The following is an 18,477-nucleotide window of genomic DNA, read 5'->3' on the forward strand; positions in this document are numbered from 1 at the left end:
TTCCACGTCGTCCACGGTCTTCCCCCGGGGAAGACGGAGGGTCACAGGGTGCTTCAGCTGCCGTTGACCCGGCCGGCCCCCGGCAGGCGGCGGCTCGCCGCCCGCTGCCAGGTGCGGGCCTGCCGTGCGAAACGCCGCACGGTGGGGTTGCGGGGGATGAAGTCGAGCTGGGAGGGCAGCGCCCCGGGCAGGGCGAGTGAGGTCAGGCGGCGGCGCCTGAAGTAGCGGTCCCTGACGGACGCGGGCTGGACCGAGAGGAACACCTCGGCCGCGGAGCGCAGTCCGGGGTAGATCTTCGGCTGCATCGCGAAGCCGACGGCGGTGACGAGACCGGTGAGCTCGCGCCGGACCGTCGCCTCGTCCGGCATGCTCCACGCCGTGACCGCGGGCGCGTCCTCCAGATCGGGCAGCAGCGTGTCGACGATCGTGACGGGCACCCGGTTGCTGTTCTGGTACGGGGTCAGGCCGCTGAGCAGCGTCTCCGTGCCCAGCCGGGCCACCGGGAGGCCGTAGAAGGCCGCGGCGGTGAGCAGGGCCGTGGAGAACGCCCCGACGACGAGGGCCGGTTTCAGCCGCTGGTAGACCACCTCCGCGATCACCGGGGCGTCCAGCACCGTCAGTTCGGAACCCAGACGTGCCGCCTCCTCCTCCAGGAGGCGCGACCAGCCGGCCGGCGCGGAGGGGTGCGGCTTGAAGACGACGTGCCGGTGCCCGAGGGCGACGGCGCCGCGCAGCATCCGCACGTGGAGGGCCTCCTCCTCGGCGGGCGTCAGGACCTCGATCGCGGAGAGGTACTGCCCGAGCAGCAGGGCGGGCGCGTCACCGGCCGGGGAGTCCTGGCCCGGAAGCCCGGTGAACGCGGGTGCGGCGTCCGCGAGTTCGGTGAGCACCTTGAGGAATTCGGCCGTCGGGACGACTTCCGCCTCTACGTCGAACTCGGACAGCAGCAGGGGCCGCAGGCCCGGGACGAGGTCCAGGTGCAGCAGTCGCGCCACCCGGGTGCCGATCAGCGGATCGATCTTGCTCCGGGTGGGTCCGTAGCTCATCAGCCCGTCGGCGTAGACGTGGACGGGACTCTCGCTGAAGATCTTCGCCACGGCGTTGGACGGGTTCGCCTGGATCGACTCGCAGGCGATCTCCACCGGGCCGTCACCGAGGTCCCAGGCCAGGCGCAGGTACCGCTCCCAGAGCAGGGTGTCCTGCTCGCGGGGGAACCAGCCCGCCGGGTGGAAGGGCTGGATGAACTCGTTCCAGGAGAGCACGGTGTCGTAGTCGGGGCGCAGGCACTCGAAGCCGTCCATCCGGTCGAGCGGCGTGCCCACCTCGGGGGCGTACGAGGTGTCGCTGACGACCAGGATCCGGCGGTGCGCGTCGCGCGGGCCGAACTGGCCCGCCCGGATCGCCGCGGTGACCGTGGCTGCGGCGTACTGCGAGCACGCGAAGAAGAGCTGGGTGGAACTGCGGCCGGACATCAGGCGGTTGCTCCTGTGGTGACGGAGGGAAGGGTCCCCGTGGGGACGGCGCGGCGACGGAGCCGGCGGAGCCGGGCCGCCCGCTGGTCGCCGAGCGAGTCGAGGGTGTCGCTGAGGAGGTCCTGCGGAAGCCGCTGGAGTGCCGCCGCGCTCATCGAACGCAGCTTGCGCGCGACGAGCGGCTCGAACCTGTCGATGGATTCGAGGTGGTGCGCCATGACGGCCGCGTAGGTGCGTACGGCCTTCGGCAGCAGCCTGTCCGCCTCGGGGTCCCGGGAGGTCTCCTCGATGACCTGGTCGAAGGCCTTGATGAAGTCGAGCTGACGCACGTCGCCGATCTGGGTCAGCGAGGAGGCGACACCGCGCCGGTAGAAGACTCCGAGCAGCCCGACGGCTGCGAAGGACTCCGCCTCCCGGTGCAGCCGCCAGATCCACGGCCGGTCCTCGGCCGTCCGCAGGCCGTGCGTGAAGTGCAGCAGCCCGCGGTCGGCCAGCCGGCGGTGGTAGATGCCGGCCCAGGCGTACGGATAGTCCACGGACGTGGTGCGGTCCGGCGGAAGGATGGCGTCGCGGGGGCTGAACGGCACGCCCCGCAGGCCGTGCGGCACCCGGTGCACGGTCCGCGCCCGGCCGGTGACCTGCACGTGGTCGGCCCGGACGAAGTCGCAGCCCAGGTCCTCGGCCGCGGCGAGGAGCCGTTCGTAGTAGCCGGGAGCGAGCCAGTCGTCGCCGTCGAGGAAGGTGATGAATTCACCGCTCGCGGCGTCCAGGCCGGTGTTGCGCGCGGTGGCAAGCCCGCCGTTCCGTTCGTGTCTGATGACGACGGCCCCCGGAATGTCGTCCCGCGCGCGGTTCAGGATGTCGGCCGTCCCGTCGGTCGAACAGTCGTCGACGAGAATGAACTCGAAATCCTTGCGGGCGTTCGCGCGAAGGCTTCTGAGGGTGTCGGGCGCGTATGTCTGCACGTTGTAGAACGGCACGATGACGGAGAGCTTAACCACGTCGATCAGGCTAGGCGCGGGCTTGTCATGCGGCTTGTCCCCGGAAAGGACGGGACATGAACGGGCCGTGTCGGATCAGTAAACCTGCCCGGATCCGACTGCCTTTGCCGGAGCGATAGGGCCCGCGAAATGCGGGATAGCCAAGCGTCGGTGGGCTGTTAACCATCTGTTGCATCTGCGTTGGGCTCCCCATCGGAATGGCTTCCTAGCTTTTTGGACGTGCCTCCACGTTCCAGTAATTCGGCCGGCCCGGCCGACCACGCAACAGCCGCAGCCCCGGCTCTCAGGGTCGCCGTGCTCGCGGACTCCGACACCCGCTGGAAATGGGGTGCGCTCACCGCGCGCCGCCTGTCCGGGGCGCCGGAGTCCGGTGCGGCGGGACACCCCGTCGAGATCAGCGGGTTGCTGCTGCGCGGCCGTGCCACCCCGACGCCCCGGCAGCTCGCCGAGGTGGGCGAGGTGGGGGTCGACGCGGCCCGGGTGCGTGAGGTGACGGCCGTCGAGTTCCTGCACACCGTGCGGGACGAGGCGTACGACGTCGTCGTCCTGGCCCTCGTCGGCGGCGCCGTGCAGGCGATGCTGCACGGCCTGGCCGCACTGGACCTCCCCCGCAGGCCGGTCGTCGTCACGGGCTACGTCGGCGTCGTCTACGAGAAGCTCGCCGACGGGCTCCTGCTGCGGCACGGAGCCGACGTCGTGCTCGCGAACTCCCGCCACGACGCGGAACGCTTCCGCGCCGTCTACGAGGGCGTCGGGGCCGACGCGTCGTCCGTCACCGAGGCCGCTCTGCCGTTCCTCGGCGGAGAGCCGCACCGGAAGCGGGAGGGCCGCGACACCGTCGTGTTCGCCGCCCAGCCCTCCGTGCCCGCGTCCCGCGCCGAACGCACCTACCTGCTGCGCCGGCTCGTGGAGCACGCCCGCCTGCACCCGGGCCGCGACGTCCTGCTGAAGCTGCGTTCCAAGCCGGGCGAGCACACGACGCACATCGAGGAGCTGCCGTACCAGCGCCTCGCGGAGCGTCTCCCGGGCGGGCTGCCGCCCAACTTCAGCCTCGTGTACGGGCACATGGGCGAGGTCCTGGACCGCACCGACCTGCTGGTCACCGTGTCCTCGACGGCCGCCCTCGAATCCCTGCACCGGCGTATCCCGACGGCGATCCTCTCCGACCTCGGGGTGCGCGAGGCACTCGGCAACCACCACTTCATCGGCTCCGGGCTGATCACGTCCTGGGACCACCTCGACGGCGGCCTCGCCCCGGAACCCGACGAGCAGTGGCTGGCGGGCCAGGGAGTGGCCGCCGACGGCACCTACGCGGCGGCCTACGACACCGCCCGCGCCCGGGTCGGCGAACTGCTCGCGGCCGGCCCGCTACCCCGCCTCACGCCCTACTACACACCCGCCACCGCCCCCGGTTACCTGCCCGGCATCCTCGCCCGCCACCACCTGGGCCCGGACGGACACCCGCTGCCCGGCGCCGTCGCGCCGAAGGACACCGGCCGCGTCCGGGGCGCGGTGCGCGAGACCGTGCGCAACGCGGCGCGCGGCGCCTACCGCCACGGCGTCCAGCGGGTCGCCCCCGTGATCCGGCGGATGGGCGAGCTGTGACCACCGATTCAGGAGCCTCCATGACCCCGCCCCCCACCGTGCTCGCCGTGATCCCCGCCCGCGGCGGATCCAAGGGCGTGCCGGCCAAGAACCTCGCCCAGGTGGGCGGTGTGCCGCTCGTCGCCCGGGCCGTCCGCGCCTGCCTCGCCTCGCCCGAGGTCACGGACGTCGTCGTCACCACCGACGACCCGGCCATCGCCGACGCCGCCCGGTCCGCCGCCGAAGCGCTGGGCGAGGCCGCCCGGCTCCACTGCGTGCAGCGCCCCGCGGCCATCTCGGGAGACACCGCGACCAGCGAGGCCGCGGTCCTGCACGCCCTGGACGCGTACGAGGCGATGGGGCACGGCCGGACGGCCGACGTGGTCCTCCTGGTCCAGTGCACGAGCCCCTTCATCACGCGTGAGGACATCGACGGGGTCGCCACGGCGGTCGCCCGCGACGGGGCCGACACCGCCCTGACGGTGGCCGCCTTCCACGGGTTCGTGTGGCGCGACGGCAGCGCGGCCGAGGACGGCACCTACGGCGTCAACCACGACAAGGCCGTACGCCCCCGGCGTCAGGACCGGCCCCAGGACCACCTGGAGACCGGCGCCGCGTACGCCATGGACGCCGTCGGCTTCCGCACCCACCGCCACCGCTTCTTCGGCCGCACCGCGCTCGTGCCGACCGACCCGGCCCGGGTCCTGGAGATCGACGACCCGCACGACCTGGCCCGCGCCCGCGCCCTCGCCCCGCTCCTGGACCCCTCGCCGCTGCCCACCCGGGCGGACATCGACGCCGTCGTGCTCGACTTCGACGGCACGCAGACCGACGACCGCGTCCTCGTCGACTCCGACGGCCGCGAGACCGTGGCCGTGCACCGCGGCGACGGCCTCGGCATCGCCGCCCTGCGCAAGTCCGGCCTGCCGCTCCTGATCCTGTCCACGGAACAGAACCCGGTCGTCGCCGCCCGGGCCCGCAAGCTCCAGGTCCCCGTCCTGCACGGCATCGACCGCAAGGACCTGGCACTCAAGCAGTGGTGCGAGGAGCAGTCCATCGCTCCCGACCGCGTGCTCTACGTCGGCAACGACGTCAACGACCTGGCCTGCTTCGGACTGGCGGGCTGGCCCGTCGCCGTGGCGAGCGCCCACGACTCGGTGCGTGCCGCCGCGCGCGCCGTGACCACCAACCCCGGTGGTTTCGGGGCCATCCGCGAGATCGCGGCCTGGCTCCTCGGCCCCACCCTCACGACCGACTCTCCCAACGCCCCCGCCAAGTAAGGAAGCACCACCATGACCAGCACCTCGCGCCTCCGCACGTTCGGCCCCCGCATCGCCGGCCCCGGGCAGCCCGTCTACATCACGGGTGAGATCGGCATCAACCACAACGGCGACCTCGACAACGCCCTCGCGCTGATCGACGTGGCCGCCGAAGCCGGCTGCGACGCCGTCAAGTTCCAGAAGCGCACGCCCGAGATCTGCACCCCCCGCGACCAGTGGGACATCGAGCGCGACACCCCCTGGGGCCGGATGACCTACATCGACTACCGCCACCGCGTCGAGTTCGGCGAGGCCGAGTACACGACCATCGCCGAGCACTGCGCCAAGCGCGGCATCGACTGGTTCGCCTCCCCGTGGGACACCGAGGCCGTCGCCTTCCTGGAGAAGTTCGACGTCCCGGCCCACAAGGTCGCCTCCGCCTCCCTCACGGACGACGAGCTGCTGCGCGCGCTGCGCGCCACCGGCCGCACCGTGATCCTCTCCACCGGCATGTCGACGCCGAAGCAGATCCGTCACGCGGTCGAGGTCCTCGGCAGCGACAACATCCTGCTCTGCCACGCCACTTCGACGTACCCGGCGAAGGCCGAGGAGCTCAACCTGCGGGTCATCAACACCCTGCAGCAGGAGTACCCGAACGTGCCGATCGGCTACAGCGGCCACGAGACCGGCCTCCAGACGACCCTCGCCGCCGTCGCGCTCGGCGCCACCTTCGTCGAGCGTCACATCACCCTGGACCGCGCGATGTGGGGCTCCGACCAGGCCGCCTCGGTCGAGCCGCAGGGCCTCACCCGCCTCGTCCGCGACATCCGCACCATCGAGGCGTCCCTCGGTGACGGCGTCAAGAAGGTCTACGAGTCCGAGCTCGGCCCGATGAAGAAGCTCCGCCGGGTCGCGGGCGTCGTCTCCGAGACCGAGAACGCGCCGGCCGCCGAGCCGGTCGCGGTCTGACGGGCCGACCGGTGAACCTCGCCTTCGTCGAGAGCCCGGTCCAGCTCCTGAACGTCCTGGAGTGGACCCACACCCGGGGAGGAACCGACGCCACCACGATCGTCGTCCTCCCCCCGGTCGACCCGATGTCGCGCGGACAGCTGCGCAGGATGGCGGAGCTGGCCCGCGACGAGGGCGTCACCGTCCGCTGGCAGGAGGCGCGCGGGGAGACCGGCGCGCCTCTCAGGGCCCTGCGGGCGCTCACCGGCCTGATCCGCAAGGCCGACCGCATCGTCATCGGGGACCCGTTCTCCCGGTACGTGCACCTGCTCCTCAGCCTGGTCCGCGCCCGCCGGATCACGGTGGTCGACGACGGCACGGCCACCATGGAGTTCGTCGCCCAGCTGGCCCGCGGCGAGCGCCTCGTGCGCTGGCACCGGAGGGGCAGCGGGGGCCCGCGCGAACTGCTGATGGCGCCGGTCGCCTCCGCGGCCCGCCGCAGCTTCACGCCGTCGGCCTCCCGCACCGTCGAGGTGTTCACCGCCATGCCCGTCCAGGCGCCCGAAGGCGTCGAGGTCACGGCGAACACGTTCGCCTGGACCCGGGAGCGCTTCGGCCCGCCCCGCATCACCAAGGGCGCCGACCTGGTCGGCACCTCCCTGGTCGAGACGGGCGTCGTCGACCCCGTCCCGTACCAGGAGGCGGTGAGCACGCTGGCCCGTACCCACGGCGCGACCCGCTACTTCGCGCACCGCCGCGAGTCCGCCGACAAGCTCCACGCACTGGAGGCCGCCACCGGTCTGGAGATCGTCCGCCCCGACCTCCCCCTGGAACTCATCGCCCGCCGCGGTCCCATCGGCCACACGGTGCTGAGCTTCCCGTCCACGGTGGTGCACACGCTGCCGCTGGCCCTCGCCGGCACGGGCGTGAAGGTCGCGGTGTGCGACATAGCGCCGGAGTGGCTGCGCGACACGGCCTCCCCCCGCGCGCAGGGGTTCCTGAGCGGGGTCACGGAGACCGCCCGGGACGTGCAGCGGCTGGCACCCTGGCGGGTCACGGCGGTGGCGGAGGGCTGAGGGAGGCCCTTGACACCGGAACGCCGGTCCCGCACCTCAGTCCCCGTCGGCTCACCCGTTCGGGTGTATCCGGCGGGGAACGCGCCGGGGACGGCGGCCGCCTCTCGCGCGATGCACGGCTCCGTCCCGTGCTCTCGTCTCGCGCTTCACTCGCACTGTGGTGGAAAATCGGGCGAGTTTACCCATCGCCCCGGTCCATCACACCCTTCGAGGCGCTTTTTGTTCCCCTGAGCGGCTGAACTTTTGGTGATCTCCAGCCAGTTGAGTGCTCCGGGGGCCTACCCTTGACTGGGTGAACCAGTTGAAGACGCGTGTGCCCCAGGCCGAAGCCCAGCCGACAGACGGAGCCGCACTGCCCGGCTCGCTGTCCGACGAGCTGCGCGCCGAGCTGATCGCCTTCCGGCGTGACCTCCACATGCACCCCGAGCTCGGCAACCAGGAGTTCCGCACCACGGCGGCCGTCAAGGCGCGGCTGGAGCGCGCGGGACTCCGGCCCAGAGTGCTCGCCTCGGGGACCGGGCTGGTCTGCGACGTGGGCGAGTGGGACGGCGTGACGCCCATGCTGGCCCTGCGCGGGGACATCGACGCCCTGCCGATCCCCGACACGAAGGCGGGCGTCTCCTACCGGTCCACCGTGCCCGACCGCGCGCACGCCTGCGGGCACGACGTGCACACGACGACGGTGCTCGGCGCCGGCCTCGTCCTCACCGCCCTCGACCGGCAGGGGCTGCTGCCCCGCCCCGTGCGGCTGCTCTTCCAGCCCGCCGAGGAGGTGCTGCCCGGCGGTGCGGCGGACGCGATCGAGGCCGGGGTGCTCGACGGGGTCGGGCGGATCCTCGCCGTGCACTGCGACCCGAAGGTGGACGTGGGGAAGATCGGGTTGCGCATCGGTCCGATCACCTCCGCCTGCGACCGCCTGGAGATCACCCTCGACGGCCCCGGCGGGCACACCGCCCGGCCCCACCTGACCACCGACCTGGTCACCGCGGCGGCCAGGGTGGCCACCGACGTGCCGGCACTGCTCGCCCGGCGGGTCGACGCCCGGTCCGGGCTCGCCCTCACCTGGGGCCGTCTGGAGACGGGACACGCCCCCAACGTCATCCCGCAGCACGCCGAGCTGTCCGGCACCGTGCGCTGCCTCGATCTGGCCACCTGGCGGCAGGCTCCCGACATGGTGCACGCCGCGGTCGACGAGGTGGCCGGAATGCACCGGGCGAAGACCGTGATCAACTACATCCGCGGCGTCCCGCCGGTGGTGAACGACGCGGAGTCCATCGGCCTGCTCGACGCCGCCATGACGATCCGCCGCGGATCGTATGCGATCGAGGACACCGAGCAGAGCCTCGGCGGAGAGGATTTCTCCTGGTACCTGGAGCGGGTCCCGGGGGCCATGGCCAGGCTCGGAGTGCGGACGCCCGGCGACACGCGCGGTCTGGACCTGCACCGCGGAAACTTCGACGTGGACGAGGAAGCGATCACGGTCGGGGTGGAGCTCTTCACCGCCGCAGCGTTGCTGGACGGCAACGGCTCGTAACCGGCCAGGACACCTCCTGTTCGCGACGATCCGATAACGGCTTCCGTACAGGGGCTTAACTGACATCTACGCGCGTTACGATCGCGGCGAAACCAGCGCCGGAAGAGGCGCTTCGGTCAGGTTTGAAGGAGCCTTCCCTTGCGCCGGATCACTAGGATTGCCACCGCGGGCGCCATGTCCGCGGCACTTGCGCTCAGCGTCAGTGCGTGTGGCGACTCGTCGTCGGACAGCGGCAGCAGCACGTCCGACTCCAAGGGCAACAAAACCGCCCTCGCCTACGACATCGGTGGCCGCGGCGACCAGTCGTTCAACGACGCCGCCTACGCGGGTCTCGTCAAGGCCGAGAAGGACCTCGGCGTCAAGGCCACCGAGGCCGAGCCCTCCGAGGGCGAGTCGGACGCGGACAAGGTCCAGCGTCTGACCTCGCTCGCCCGCGCCGGCAACAACCCGGTCATCGGTGTCGGCTTCGCCTACGCGCCCGCGATCAAGAAGGTCGCGCCGAAGTTCCCGAAGACCACCTTCGGCATCATCGACGACGCCTCGGTCACCGGCGCCAACATCGCCAACATCGTCTTCAACGAGGAGCAGGGCTCCTACCTCGCCGGCGTCGCCGCCGCCAAGGTCACCAAGACCAAGAAGGTCGGCTTCATCGGTGGTGTCGAGACCCCGCTGATCAAGAAGTTCGAGGCCGGCTTCATCCAGGGCGTCAAGGACACCGACTCCTCGGTGAACGTGCTCCCGCAGTACCTGACCCAGCCGCCGGACTTCTCGGGCTTCTCCAAGCCCGACCTCGGCAAGGCCGCCGCCCAGGGCCAGCTCGACAAGGGCGCCGACGTGGTCTACTCGGCCGCCGGTCTGGCCGGTACCGGTGCGATCGAGGCCGTCTCCAAGGCCGGCAAGTGGAACATCGGCGTCGACTCCGACCAGTACCAGCAGAAGGGTCTCGCCGCCTACAAGGAGTCGATCCTGACCTCGGTCACCAAGGACGTCGAGGACTCCGTCTTCAACCTGATCAAGTCGGTCAAGGACGGCAAGCCCGAGTCCGGTGAGGTCCGCTACGGCCTCGACAAGGACGGCGTCGGCCTGGCCATGTCCAACCCGGCCTTCACCGGCATGACCGATGTCATCGCCGCCGTGAACAAGGCGAAGCAGGAGATCATCGACGGCAAGATCACCGTCAAGACCACCCCGTAACGACCCCGGTCGTCACGCTGGTTTCCCGTGGGCCCGGAGCGCACCGCCGCTCCGGGCCCGTGGGGTGCTCCAAGACGAAGTTGTGCCCGTCGCAGTGCCCTGCTCGCACAGGCTCGTACCCCGTATTCGGGCCGTGCCGTGCGCCTACGCTTCACGATTCGGCAGCGCTACGCGTGTAGACAGCTCTCAGGCGCGATAACTTCACCCCGCCCCCCTGCCCCTGTGCTTTCGCTCCTGTCCGGTCAAGGAGAGTGCGTCATCAACGCGTCCAGCAGTCCCCCTGCCGTAGAACTGCACGGCATCACCAAGCGCTTCCCCGGCGTCGTGGCCAACCACGACATCGCCATCACCGTACGCAAGGGCACGGTCCACGCCCTCGTCGGTGAGAACGGCGCCGGCAAGTCCACCCTGATGAAGATCCTCTACGGCATGCAGAAGCCGGACGAGGGCACCATCGCCGTGGACGGCGAGCAGGTCTCGTTCGGCAACCCCGGTGACGCCATCGCGCGCGGCATCGGCATGGTCCACCAGCACTTCATGCTCGCGGACAACTTCACCGTCCTGGAGAACGTCGTCCTCGGCGGCGAGAAGCTGCACGGCATCGGACCCGCCGCGCGCAAGAAGATCATGGAGATCTCCGACGCGTACGGCCTCGGGGTCAGGCCCGACGCGCTCGTCGAGGACCTCGGCGTCGCCGACCGCCAGCGCGTGGAGATCCTCAAGGTCCTCTACCGCGGCGCCCGCATCCTCATCCTGGACGAGCCGACCGCCGTGCTGGTCCCGCAGGAGGTGGACGCGCTCTTCGCGAACCTCCGCGAGCTGAAGGCCGAGGGCCTCACCGTCATCTTCATCTCGCACAAGCTCGGAGAGGTCCTCTCCGTCGCCGACGAGATCACGGTGATCCGGCGGGGCACGACGGTGGGTACGGCCGATCCCGCGAACACCACGACCAAGCAGCTCGCCGAGCTGATGGTCGGCAGCGAGCTCCCGTCGCCGGAGACCCGCGAGTCCACGGTGACGGACGTGCCGATGCTGCGCGTCCAGAACCTCTCCCTCAGCCTGACCGACCCGGACGGCGTCGTGCGTGACGTCCTGGCCGACATCGGATTCACGATCCACAAGGGCGAGGTCCTCGGCATCGCCGGGGTCGAGGGCAACGGCCAGACCGAGCTGATCGAGGCCCTCATCGGCATGCGGGCCCCGGACAGCGGCGTCATCACGCTGGACGCCGACGACATCTCCCACGCCCCCACCCGCAAGCGGCGGGAGGACGGCATCGGCTACATCCCCGAGGACCGTCACCGGCACGGGGTCCTGCTGGACGCCCCGCTCTGGGAGAACCGCATCCTCGGCCACGTCACCGAGAAGCCCAACAGCAGGGGCTGGCTGCTCGACCCCAAGGCCGCCCGCGCCGACACCGAGCGGATCGTGCGCGAGTACGACGTCAGGACCCCCGGCATCGAGGTCACCGCCGCTTCCCTGTCCGGCGGCAACCAGCAGAAGCTGATCGTCGGCCGCGAGATGAGCCACGCCCCGAAGCTGCTGATCGCCGCCCACCCCACCCGAGGGGTGGACGTCGGCGCCCAGGCGCAGATCTGGGACCAGATCCGCGCCGCGCGCCGTGAAGGACTCGCGGTCCTGCTCATCTCGGCGGACCTGGACGAGCTGATCGGGCTCTCCGACACGCTGCGCGTCATGTACCGCGGGCAGCTGGTCGCGGACGCCGATCCCGCCACCATCACCCCCGAGGAACTGGGCTCGGCCATGACCGGTGCCGCCGCCGGTCACCTCGAAGCAGCACCGGAGGACGAGGCCCGATGAAGAAAATCGACAAGGACCGGCTGATCCTGGGCTTCGCCGGCCCGGTACTCGCCCTGGTCGTCGCGTTCGTGCTCAGCACCGTGGTGCTGCTCATCTCGAACCGCGACCCGTTCGAGCTGTACCGGCTGCTGTTCGAGCAGGTCTCGTACAGCGACGTACAGGTCCTGATCGTCAACCAGGCCGGTACGTACTACCTCGCCGCTCTCGCGGTCGCGGTCGGCTTCCGGATGAACCTCTTCAACATCGGCGTCGACGGGCAGTACCGGCTCGCGGCGATGATGGCCGCCCTGGTCGGCGCGAGCGTCAGCCTCCCCGGGCCGTTCCAGATCGCCCTGATCGTGGTCGTGGCGATGCTGGTCGGCGCGTTCTGGGCCGGTATCGCGGGCATCCTCAAGGTCACCCGCGGAGTGAGCGAGGTCGTCGCGACGATCATGCTCAACTCGATCTCGACCGCGCTGATCGCCTGGCTGATCCTGCCGAAGAACTTCGGTGAGCAGGCCGCGGGCTCCAACAACCTCACCACGGGCGACATCCCGGAGGCCGGCTGGTTCCCGGGCCTCTCCCTGGGCGCCGAGGCCGGTGAGATCTACGGATTCACCTTCGTCGCCATCGGCTGCGGTCTCGTCTACTGGTTCGTCCTGAACCGCACCCGCTTCGGCTTCGACCTGCGCGCCACGGGCGCCAGCGAGAGCGCCGCCCAGGCGTCCGGCGTGGACGCCAAGAAGATGATCATGACGTCGATGCTCATCTCCGGAGCCATCGCCGGTCTGGTCGGCATGCCGACGCTGCTGGGTGACACGCACACCTACAGCCTCGACTTCCCCGTCGGCCTCGGCTTCACCGGCATCACCATCGCCCTGCTCGGCCGTAACCACCCGGTGGGCATCGCACTCAGCGCACTGCTGATCGCCTTCCTGGACAAGGCGTCCTCCCCGCTCGACCAGTACGGCTTCGAGAAGGAGATCGCCACGATCATCCAGGGCCTGATCGTGATCTCGGTCGTCGTCAGCTACGAACTCGTCCGGCGTTACGGGACCCGCCGCCAGCAGCAGAAGGTCGGCGAGGAACTCGCCGCCGGCCACGCCCTCACCACCGAGAAGGAGGCGGCCCTGTGAGCACCCAAGTCCCCGCCGCACGTGTCGCCCCCCAGAAGGGCGGCGGCCGCCACAAGCTCTCCCTGCCCGTCATCCTGCTGATCATCGCGGGCGCGCTGGCCCTCGTCTCGCTGGTCCGGGTGATCAGCGGCGCGGACGACGTGACCTCCGTGGGCCAGGTGAGCGGCGCGCTGGAGCTGGCCGTTCCCATCGGCCTGGCCGGTCTCGGCGGACTGTGGGCCGAGCGGGCCGGTGTCGTCAACATCGGCCTCGAAGGCATGCTGATCCTGGGCACCTGGTTCGGTGCCTGGGCCGGATACCAGTGGGGCCCCTGGGTGGGCGTCCTGTTCGGCATCATCGGCGGCGCGCTCGGCGGCCTGTTGCACGCCATCATCACCGTCACCTTCGGCGTGAACCACATCGTCTCCGGTGTGGCCGTCAACATCCTCGCCGTCGGCGTCACCCGCTACCTGTCGAACTTCACCTTCGCCCAGGAGCCCGGCGGTTCCTCCAAGCAGTCACCGCGGCTGGACGAGATCGACAGGATCACCATTCCAGGGCTCTCGGACTGGATGCAGGACCTGCAACAACACCACTGGTTCTTCATCTCCGACCTCGCCGGCATCATCGGCGGCCTGGTCACCGGCCTGTCGCTGCTGACCGTCGTCGCCCTGCTGCTCATCCCCGCCACCTGGTTCCTGCTGTGGCGCACGTCGTTCGGCCTGCGGCTGCGGTCCTGCGGCGAGAGCCCGATCGCGGCGGAGACGCTCGGCGTCAACGTCTACAAGTACAAGTACATCGCCGTGACCGTCTCGGGCGGTCTGGCCGGACTCGGCGGTGCCTTCCTGGCCATCGTCGCGACCAGCATCTACCAGGAGGGCCAGACCGGAGGCCGCGGCTACATCGGTCTCGCCGCGATGATCTTCGGTAACTGGATGCCGGGCGGCATGGCCCTGGGCGCCGGGCTCTTCGGCTTCACCGACAGCCTCAAGCTGCGCGGCGGCGCCGAGAACGTCCACGCGATGCTGCTGCTCCTTGCCATCCTGCTGGTGATCGTCGTGTTCTGGCAGCTGTACCGGAAGAAGTACCTGCCCGCGCTGATCTCGGCCGTCCTCTCCGCGCTGCTGTTCATCTGGTACGTCATGACGGACCAGGTCCCGAGCCAGTTCGTCGACGCCGCCCCGTACATCACGACGCTCCTGGTGCTCGCCCTGTCCGCGCAGCGGCTGCGGCCGCCGAAGGCGGACGGTGTGCCGTACCGCAAGGGCGAGGGCAAGTGACCGCCCTCCCGGTCGACTGGGAAGCGCTGCGCGAGGCCGCCCGGGACGCGATGTCCCGGGCGTACGCCCCGTACTCGCACTTCCCGGTCGGTGCGGCGGCCCTCGTCGACGACGGCCGCGTGCTCACGGGGTGCAACGTCGAGAACGCCTCGTACGGCATCAGCCTGTGCGCCGAGTGCGGCCTGGTGTCGCAGCTCGCCGCTACGGGCGGCGGCCGGCTGACCCACTTCACCTGCGTGGACGGTTCCGGCACGGTGCTCGTGCCGTGCGGGCGCTGCCGTCAGCTGCTCTACGAGTTCGGCGGCCCCGAGCTCGTCCTGGAGACCCCCGACGGGCTCCGTACGCTCGACGAGATGCTGCCGCAGTCGTTCGGGCCGCAGCACCTGGGGTAGTGCCCCCACACCGCTCCGTTCCTCCGGCGCGCCGCACCGGCCCGCCGGGGGAACGGAGCGGCGGAACGTTTCCTCTCTATGCGCGTAGAGTCAACAGGACTCCCGCCCATCCCTCCGGCCGGAAGGACTCCCCTCCCATGGACGCCATCTCCGTCATCCGCACCAAGCGGGACCGGGGCGAGCTCAGCCCCGAGCAGATCGACTGGGTCATCGACGCGTACACGCGCGGCGAGGTCGCCGACGAGCAGATGTCCGCGCTGGCCATGGCGATCCTGCTCAACGGCATGAACCGCACCGAGATCGCCCGCTGGACCGCCGCGATGATCGCCTCCGGCGAGCGCATGGACTTCGGGGCGCTCTCCCGCCCCACCACCGACAAGCACTCCACGGGCGGCGTCGGCGACAAGATCACCCTGCCCCTCGCCCCGCTGGTCGCCGCCTGCGGCGCGGCCGTGCCCCAGCTCAGCGGCCGGGGCCTCGGCCACACCGGCGGCACGCTCGACAAGCTTGAGTCCATCCCCGGCTGGCGCGCCCACATCTCCAACGCCGAGATGCTCGACGTCCTCGACACCACCGGCGCCGTCATCTGCGCGGCCGGTGACGGCCTCGCCCCCGCCGACAAGAAGCTGTACGCGCTGCGCGACGTCACCGGCACCGTCGAGGCGATCCCGCTCATCGCCAGCTCGATCATGTCCAAGAAGATCGCCGAGGGCACCGGCGCCCTGGTGCTGGACGTCAAGGTCGGCTCCGGCGCCTTCATGAAGACGATCGAGGACGCCCGCGAACTGGCCTCCACCATGGTCGCGCTGGGCACCGACAGCGGTGTGCGCACCGTCGCGCTCCTCACGGACATGGCGACCCCGCTCGGCCTGACAGCGGGCAACGCCCTGGAGGTCCGCGAGTCCGTCGAGGTCCTGGCCGGCGGCGGCCCCAAGGACGTCATCGACCTGACCCTGGCGCTCGCCCGCGAGATGCTCGACGCGGCCGGACTCAAGGACGCCGACCCCGAGAAGGCCCTCGCCGACGGTTCCGCCATGGACGTGTGGCGCCGCATGATCTCCGCCCAGGGCGGCGACCCGGACGCGCCGCTCCCCGTCGCCCGTGAGCAGCACGTGATCAGCGCCCCCTCCTCGGGCGTACTGACCCGGCTGGACGCCTACGACGTCGGCGTCGCCGCCTGGCGGCTCGGCGCGGGCCGCGCGCGCAAGGAGGACCCGGTGCAGGCGGGCGCGGGCGTCGAGATGCACGCCAAGCCCGGCGACACCGTGACCGAGGGCCAGCCGCTGATGACCCTGCACACGGACACCCCTTCGAGGTTCGAGTACGCCCTGAAGGCGCTGCCCGGCTCGTACGACATCGCGCCGGCCGGCACCCCCTTCACCGCCACGCCGGTGGTGCGGGAACGCATCGCCTGACCTGCTGCTTTCCCTTTCGGGTGAACGGGACCGGTGGACCACCACCGGTCCCGTTCGGCATGCTGGACTCGGTGACGCACCGATAAGAGGAGACCGCCATGAGCGCACTCACCGGCGGTCCGGGGCCGGGCCACGGCCAGGACTGGGACGACCTCGTCCGGATCTGGGAGGAGACGGACGCGCCCGAGGGCTGCAAGGTGGAGATCATCGAGGGGATCGTCACCGTGTCTCCACCTCCGTCCAAGGACCACAACACCACCGCGGCACTGCTGCAGCGCAGGCTGTACGCGGTCATCCCCGAGGAATGGGGGATCTACCAGACGCTCGGGGTCTCGGTGCCGGGACGCGCGGGTGTCTACATCCCCGACCTCCTCGTGGTGCCGCGCACGGTGGCGACGAGGCCGGGGAATCGTGTGCCCGCGGAGGAGGCCCTGCTGGTCGTCGAGATCACCTCGCAGGCCAACGCCGACCACGACCGCGTCAAGAAGGCGCACGGATACGCGAAGGCAGGCGTCGGACTCTTCCTGCTGCTCGATCCGTGGCATTCGGGCCGCCCGACCGCCACGCTCCACGGCGACCCCGACAACGGCACCTACCGCGTCCTCGACGTGGTCGAGTACGGGGGGACGCTCACCCTTCCCGAGCCGTTCGAGCTGGATCTGGACACGGGGATCCTCCCGGTCAGCTGAGGTGCGAGCCCGGCCGCCGATGAGTTTCCGGCATCCAGCCGGTCTCTGTGGTGTGGATGCCATGACTCCGAGCGCCGCCCTCGTCGTCACCGGCCGCGTCACCCGCGCCGATGTGCCGGGCCTGTGTGCCGAACTTGAGGCCCTGCTGACCTGCCGCCCCGATGCCGCGGTGATCGACTGCGACGTCGGCGGGGTGACGCACGCGGACCTGGCGCTGGTGGAGGCGATAGCCCGGCTCGGTCTGGTCGCCCGCCGGACCGGTCGGGCCCGGCTGCGCCTGCGCCGTCCCTCCGCCGAACTCGGGGCGCTGCTCGACCTGGTCGGGCTGGCCGACGTGGTGGCGCTCCTGGGGCCGGACGAGGAGTGACCCGGCCCCGAGCCGCTACCGGGACTCGCTGTAGCTGCAGAGGACCAGCAGAGCGCGCCCGTCGGCGTACTCCGCGGGTATCTCCTCACCCGGCGGGAGGGATGCGACGGCCGAAGGGGACGGCATCGCGCACGAACCCTCCGGCTGGGGCCCGGGAGACGTGTCGTCGGCCGGGGCGCCGGAGACGGCGGCGGGGTCGGGGCCCGCGGTGGCGGACGGCTCGCCCAGCCACAGCGTCGCCGCCCAGCCGCCCGCCACCAGGAGGGCCCAGCCGATCACCACGGGCCGTGTGAGCCTCATGACTGATCCGCGTCCAGGTGGTCGGGAAGCCCGAACAGCGGGAACCAGCGCGGGGTGTCGAGGAAACAGTGCATCCCGGTGATGGCACCGTCCGAGATGTCGATGACCTGCACCGCCCACGGCACGAACCCCGGACCGTCCGGATTGGGCTTGTAGTGCGCGAAGGCCGGGGTCCCGTTGGCCTCGGTCGCCACCAGACGGGAACCCGCGCAGCTCGCGCCGATGCTGAGCATGAAGCCGGTGATGTCGTCGTGCCCCCGCAGCCAGAGGTCGAACGGCGGCATGGTCATCACGGCGTCCTCATGGAGCAGGGCCGTCAGCGCCGCCATGTCGTACCCCTCGAACGCCGCGACGTAGCGGTCGAGGAGCTTGCGCTGCTCCTCGTCCAGCGGGTTCGCCGTGTCGGGCGCGGTGCCCTCCGTGTCCGACAGGGTCGCCCTGGCCCGCTGCAGGGCGCTGTTGACCGAGGCGACCGAGGTGTCGAGCAGCTCCGCGACCTCGCTCGCCTTCCAGGCCAGCACCTCACGGAGGATCAGCACCGCCCGCTGCTTGGGCGGCAGGTGCTGGAGCGCCGCGACGAACGCCAGGCGGACCGACTCACGGGCCACGGCGGCCTCGGCCGGGTCGGCGATCGACGGGAGGATGCGCCCGTCGGGCATCGGCTCCAGCCAGGTGTTCTCGGGAAGGGGGTTGAGCGCCGCCTGGGCGAGGGGGGTGGGTCCGGTCAGATCCACCGGTCTGGCCCGCTTGTTGCCGGCGTTCAGCATGTCCAGGCAGACGTTCGTCGCGATCCGGTAGAGCCAGGAGCGCAACGAGGAACGGCCCTCGAACTTGTCGAAGTTCCGCCAGGCACGCACCAGCGTGTCCTGGACGGCGTCCTCCGCCTCGAAGGCCGAGCCGAGCATCCGGTAGCAGTAGCCGGTCAGCTCGACCCGGTGTCCCTCCAGACGGCTGTCCACGTCGGCCGCCGCCGTCAGATCACTCATCGCTCCACCCCTGTTGCGCTGTGACACCGATCACCCAGCACTGTGGAAGCTACCGCAGGGCACTG

At 70.9% G+C, this 18,477-nt stretch carries 17 protein-coding genes; 13 read left to right on the plus strand and 4 right to left on the minus strand.

The window, feature by feature from the left end; all coding sequences use genetic code 11:
- Positions 1-53: 53 nt before the first annotated feature.
- On the minus strand, positions 54-1,472 hold the full coding sequence (locus ACFYY2_RS06660; protein ID WP_388737835.1) for a polysialyltransferase family glycosyltransferase: 1,419 nt from the start codon (positions 1,470-1,472) through the stop codon (positions 54-56).
- The gene (locus tag ACFYY2_RS06665; protein WP_388737837.1) at positions 1,472-2,473 is read right to left on the minus strand and encodes a glycosyltransferase family 2 protein; all 1,002 of its coding nucleotides are present in this window, start codon (positions 2,471-2,473) and stop codon (positions 1,472-1,474) included. Before ACFYY2_RS06665 ends, ACFYY2_RS06660 begins: the two co-directional genes overlap by 1 nt.
- Positions 2,474-2,692: 219 nt before the next feature.
- On the opposite strand from ACFYY2_RS06665, the gene ACFYY2_RS06670 reads away from it, so the two are divergent.
- The 13 genes from ACFYY2_RS06670 to ACFYY2_RS06730 all read left to right on the plus strand — a co-directional run bounded on the left by ACFYY2_RS06670 (position 2,693) and on the right by ACFYY2_RS06730 (position 17,126).
- Positions 2,693-4,078 carry a DUF6716 putative glycosyltransferase gene (locus ACFYY2_RS06670; RefSeq protein ID WP_388737840.1) on the plus strand — a complete coding sequence of 462 codons (1,386 nt, stop codon included), beginning with the start codon at positions 2,693-2,695 and terminating at the stop codon, positions 4,076-4,078.
- A 20-nt stretch (positions 4,079-4,098) separates the two neighbouring features.
- The gene (locus ACFYY2_RS06675) at positions 4,099-5,337 is read left to right on the plus strand and encodes a cytidylyltransferase domain-containing protein (RefSeq protein ID WP_388737842.1); all 1,239 of its coding nucleotides are present in this window, start codon (positions 4,099-4,101) and stop codon (positions 5,335-5,337) included.
- 12 nt (positions 5,338-5,349) lie between these two features.
- Positions 5,350-6,285 carry an N-acetylneuraminate synthase family protein gene (locus ACFYY2_RS06680; protein ID WP_388737845.1) on the plus strand — a complete coding sequence of 312 codons (936 nt, stop codon included), beginning with the start codon at positions 5,350-5,352 and terminating at the stop codon, positions 6,283-6,285.
- An 11-nt stretch (positions 6,286-6,296) separates the two neighbouring features.
- The gene (locus ACFYY2_RS06685; RefSeq protein ID WP_388737848.1) at positions 6,297-7,340 is read left to right on the plus strand and encodes a hypothetical protein; all 1,044 of its coding nucleotides are present in this window, start codon (positions 6,297-6,299) and stop codon (positions 7,338-7,340) included.
- A 292-nt stretch (positions 7,341-7,632) separates the two neighbouring features.
- Positions 7,633-8,874 (plus strand): amidohydrolase, encoded by a 1,242-nt coding sequence (locus tag ACFYY2_RS06690; RefSeq protein WP_388737850.1) that lies wholly within the window; start codon positions 7,633-7,635, stop codon positions 8,872-8,874.
- Between the two features lie 138 nt (positions 8,875-9,012).
- Positions 9,013-10,068 (plus strand): BMP family protein, encoded by a 1,056-nt coding sequence (locus tag ACFYY2_RS06695; protein ID WP_388737854.1) that lies wholly within the window; start codon positions 9,013-9,015, stop codon positions 10,066-10,068.
- Between the two features lie 234 nt (positions 10,069-10,302).
- Entirely contained in the window at positions 10,303-11,889 is a 1,587-nt protein-coding gene (locus tag ACFYY2_RS06700) for an ABC transporter ATP-binding protein (RefSeq protein WP_388738611.1), read from the plus strand.
- Entirely contained in the window at positions 11,886-13,004 is a 1,119-nt protein-coding gene (locus tag ACFYY2_RS06705) for an ABC transporter permease (RefSeq protein WP_388737856.1), read from the plus strand. Before ACFYY2_RS06700 ends, ACFYY2_RS06705 begins: the two co-directional genes overlap by 4 nt.
- The gene (locus ACFYY2_RS06710) at positions 13,001-14,263 is read left to right on the plus strand and encodes an ABC transporter permease (protein ID WP_388737858.1); all 1,263 of its coding nucleotides are present in this window, start codon (positions 13,001-13,003) and stop codon (positions 14,261-14,263) included. Before ACFYY2_RS06705 ends, ACFYY2_RS06710 begins: the two co-directional genes overlap by 4 nt.
- Positions 14,260-14,655, plus strand: coding sequence for a cytidine deaminase (locus ACFYY2_RS06715; protein ID WP_388737861.1), 396 nt, complete (start codon positions 14,260-14,262; stop codon positions 14,653-14,655). Before ACFYY2_RS06710 ends, ACFYY2_RS06715 begins: the two co-directional genes overlap by 4 nt.
- A 137-nt stretch (positions 14,656-14,792) precedes the next feature.
- Positions 14,793-16,070: a thymidine phosphorylase gene (locus ACFYY2_RS06720; RefSeq protein ID WP_388737864.1), complete on the plus strand. Its 1,278-nt coding sequence runs from the start codon at positions 14,793-14,795 to the stop codon at positions 16,068-16,070.
- Between the two features lie 98 nt (positions 16,071-16,168).
- Positions 16,169-16,759 carry a Uma2 family endonuclease gene (locus ACFYY2_RS06725; protein ID WP_388737866.1) on the plus strand — a complete coding sequence of 197 codons (591 nt, stop codon included), beginning with the start codon at positions 16,169-16,171 and terminating at the stop codon, positions 16,757-16,759.
- A gap of 61 nt (positions 16,760-16,820) precedes the next feature.
- The gene (locus ACFYY2_RS06730) at positions 16,821-17,126 is read left to right on the plus strand and encodes a lipid asymmetry maintenance protein MlaB (RefSeq protein WP_388737869.1); all 306 of its coding nucleotides are present in this window, start codon (positions 16,821-16,823) and stop codon (positions 17,124-17,126) included.
- Between the two features lie 15 nt (positions 17,127-17,141).
- On the opposite strand, the gene ACFYY2_RS06735 is transcribed toward ACFYY2_RS06730, so the two are convergent.
- Positions 17,142-17,426 (minus strand): hypothetical protein, encoded by a 285-nt coding sequence (locus ACFYY2_RS06735; protein ID WP_388737871.1) that lies wholly within the window; start codon positions 17,424-17,426, stop codon positions 17,142-17,144.
- Positions 17,423-18,412, minus strand: a complete 990-nt coding sequence (locus ACFYY2_RS06740) for a sigma-70 family RNA polymerase sigma factor (protein WP_388737874.1) — start codon at positions 18,410-18,412, stop codon at positions 17,423-17,425. The genes ACFYY2_RS06735 and ACFYY2_RS06740 overlap by 4 nt, the downstream gene beginning before the upstream one ends.
- Positions 18,413-18,477 lie beyond the last annotated feature (65 nt).

The organism is Streptomyces sp. NPDC001822 (assembly GCF_042892135.1).
Lineage (GTDB): Bacteria > Actinomycetota > Actinomycetes > Streptomycetales > Streptomycetaceae > Streptomyces.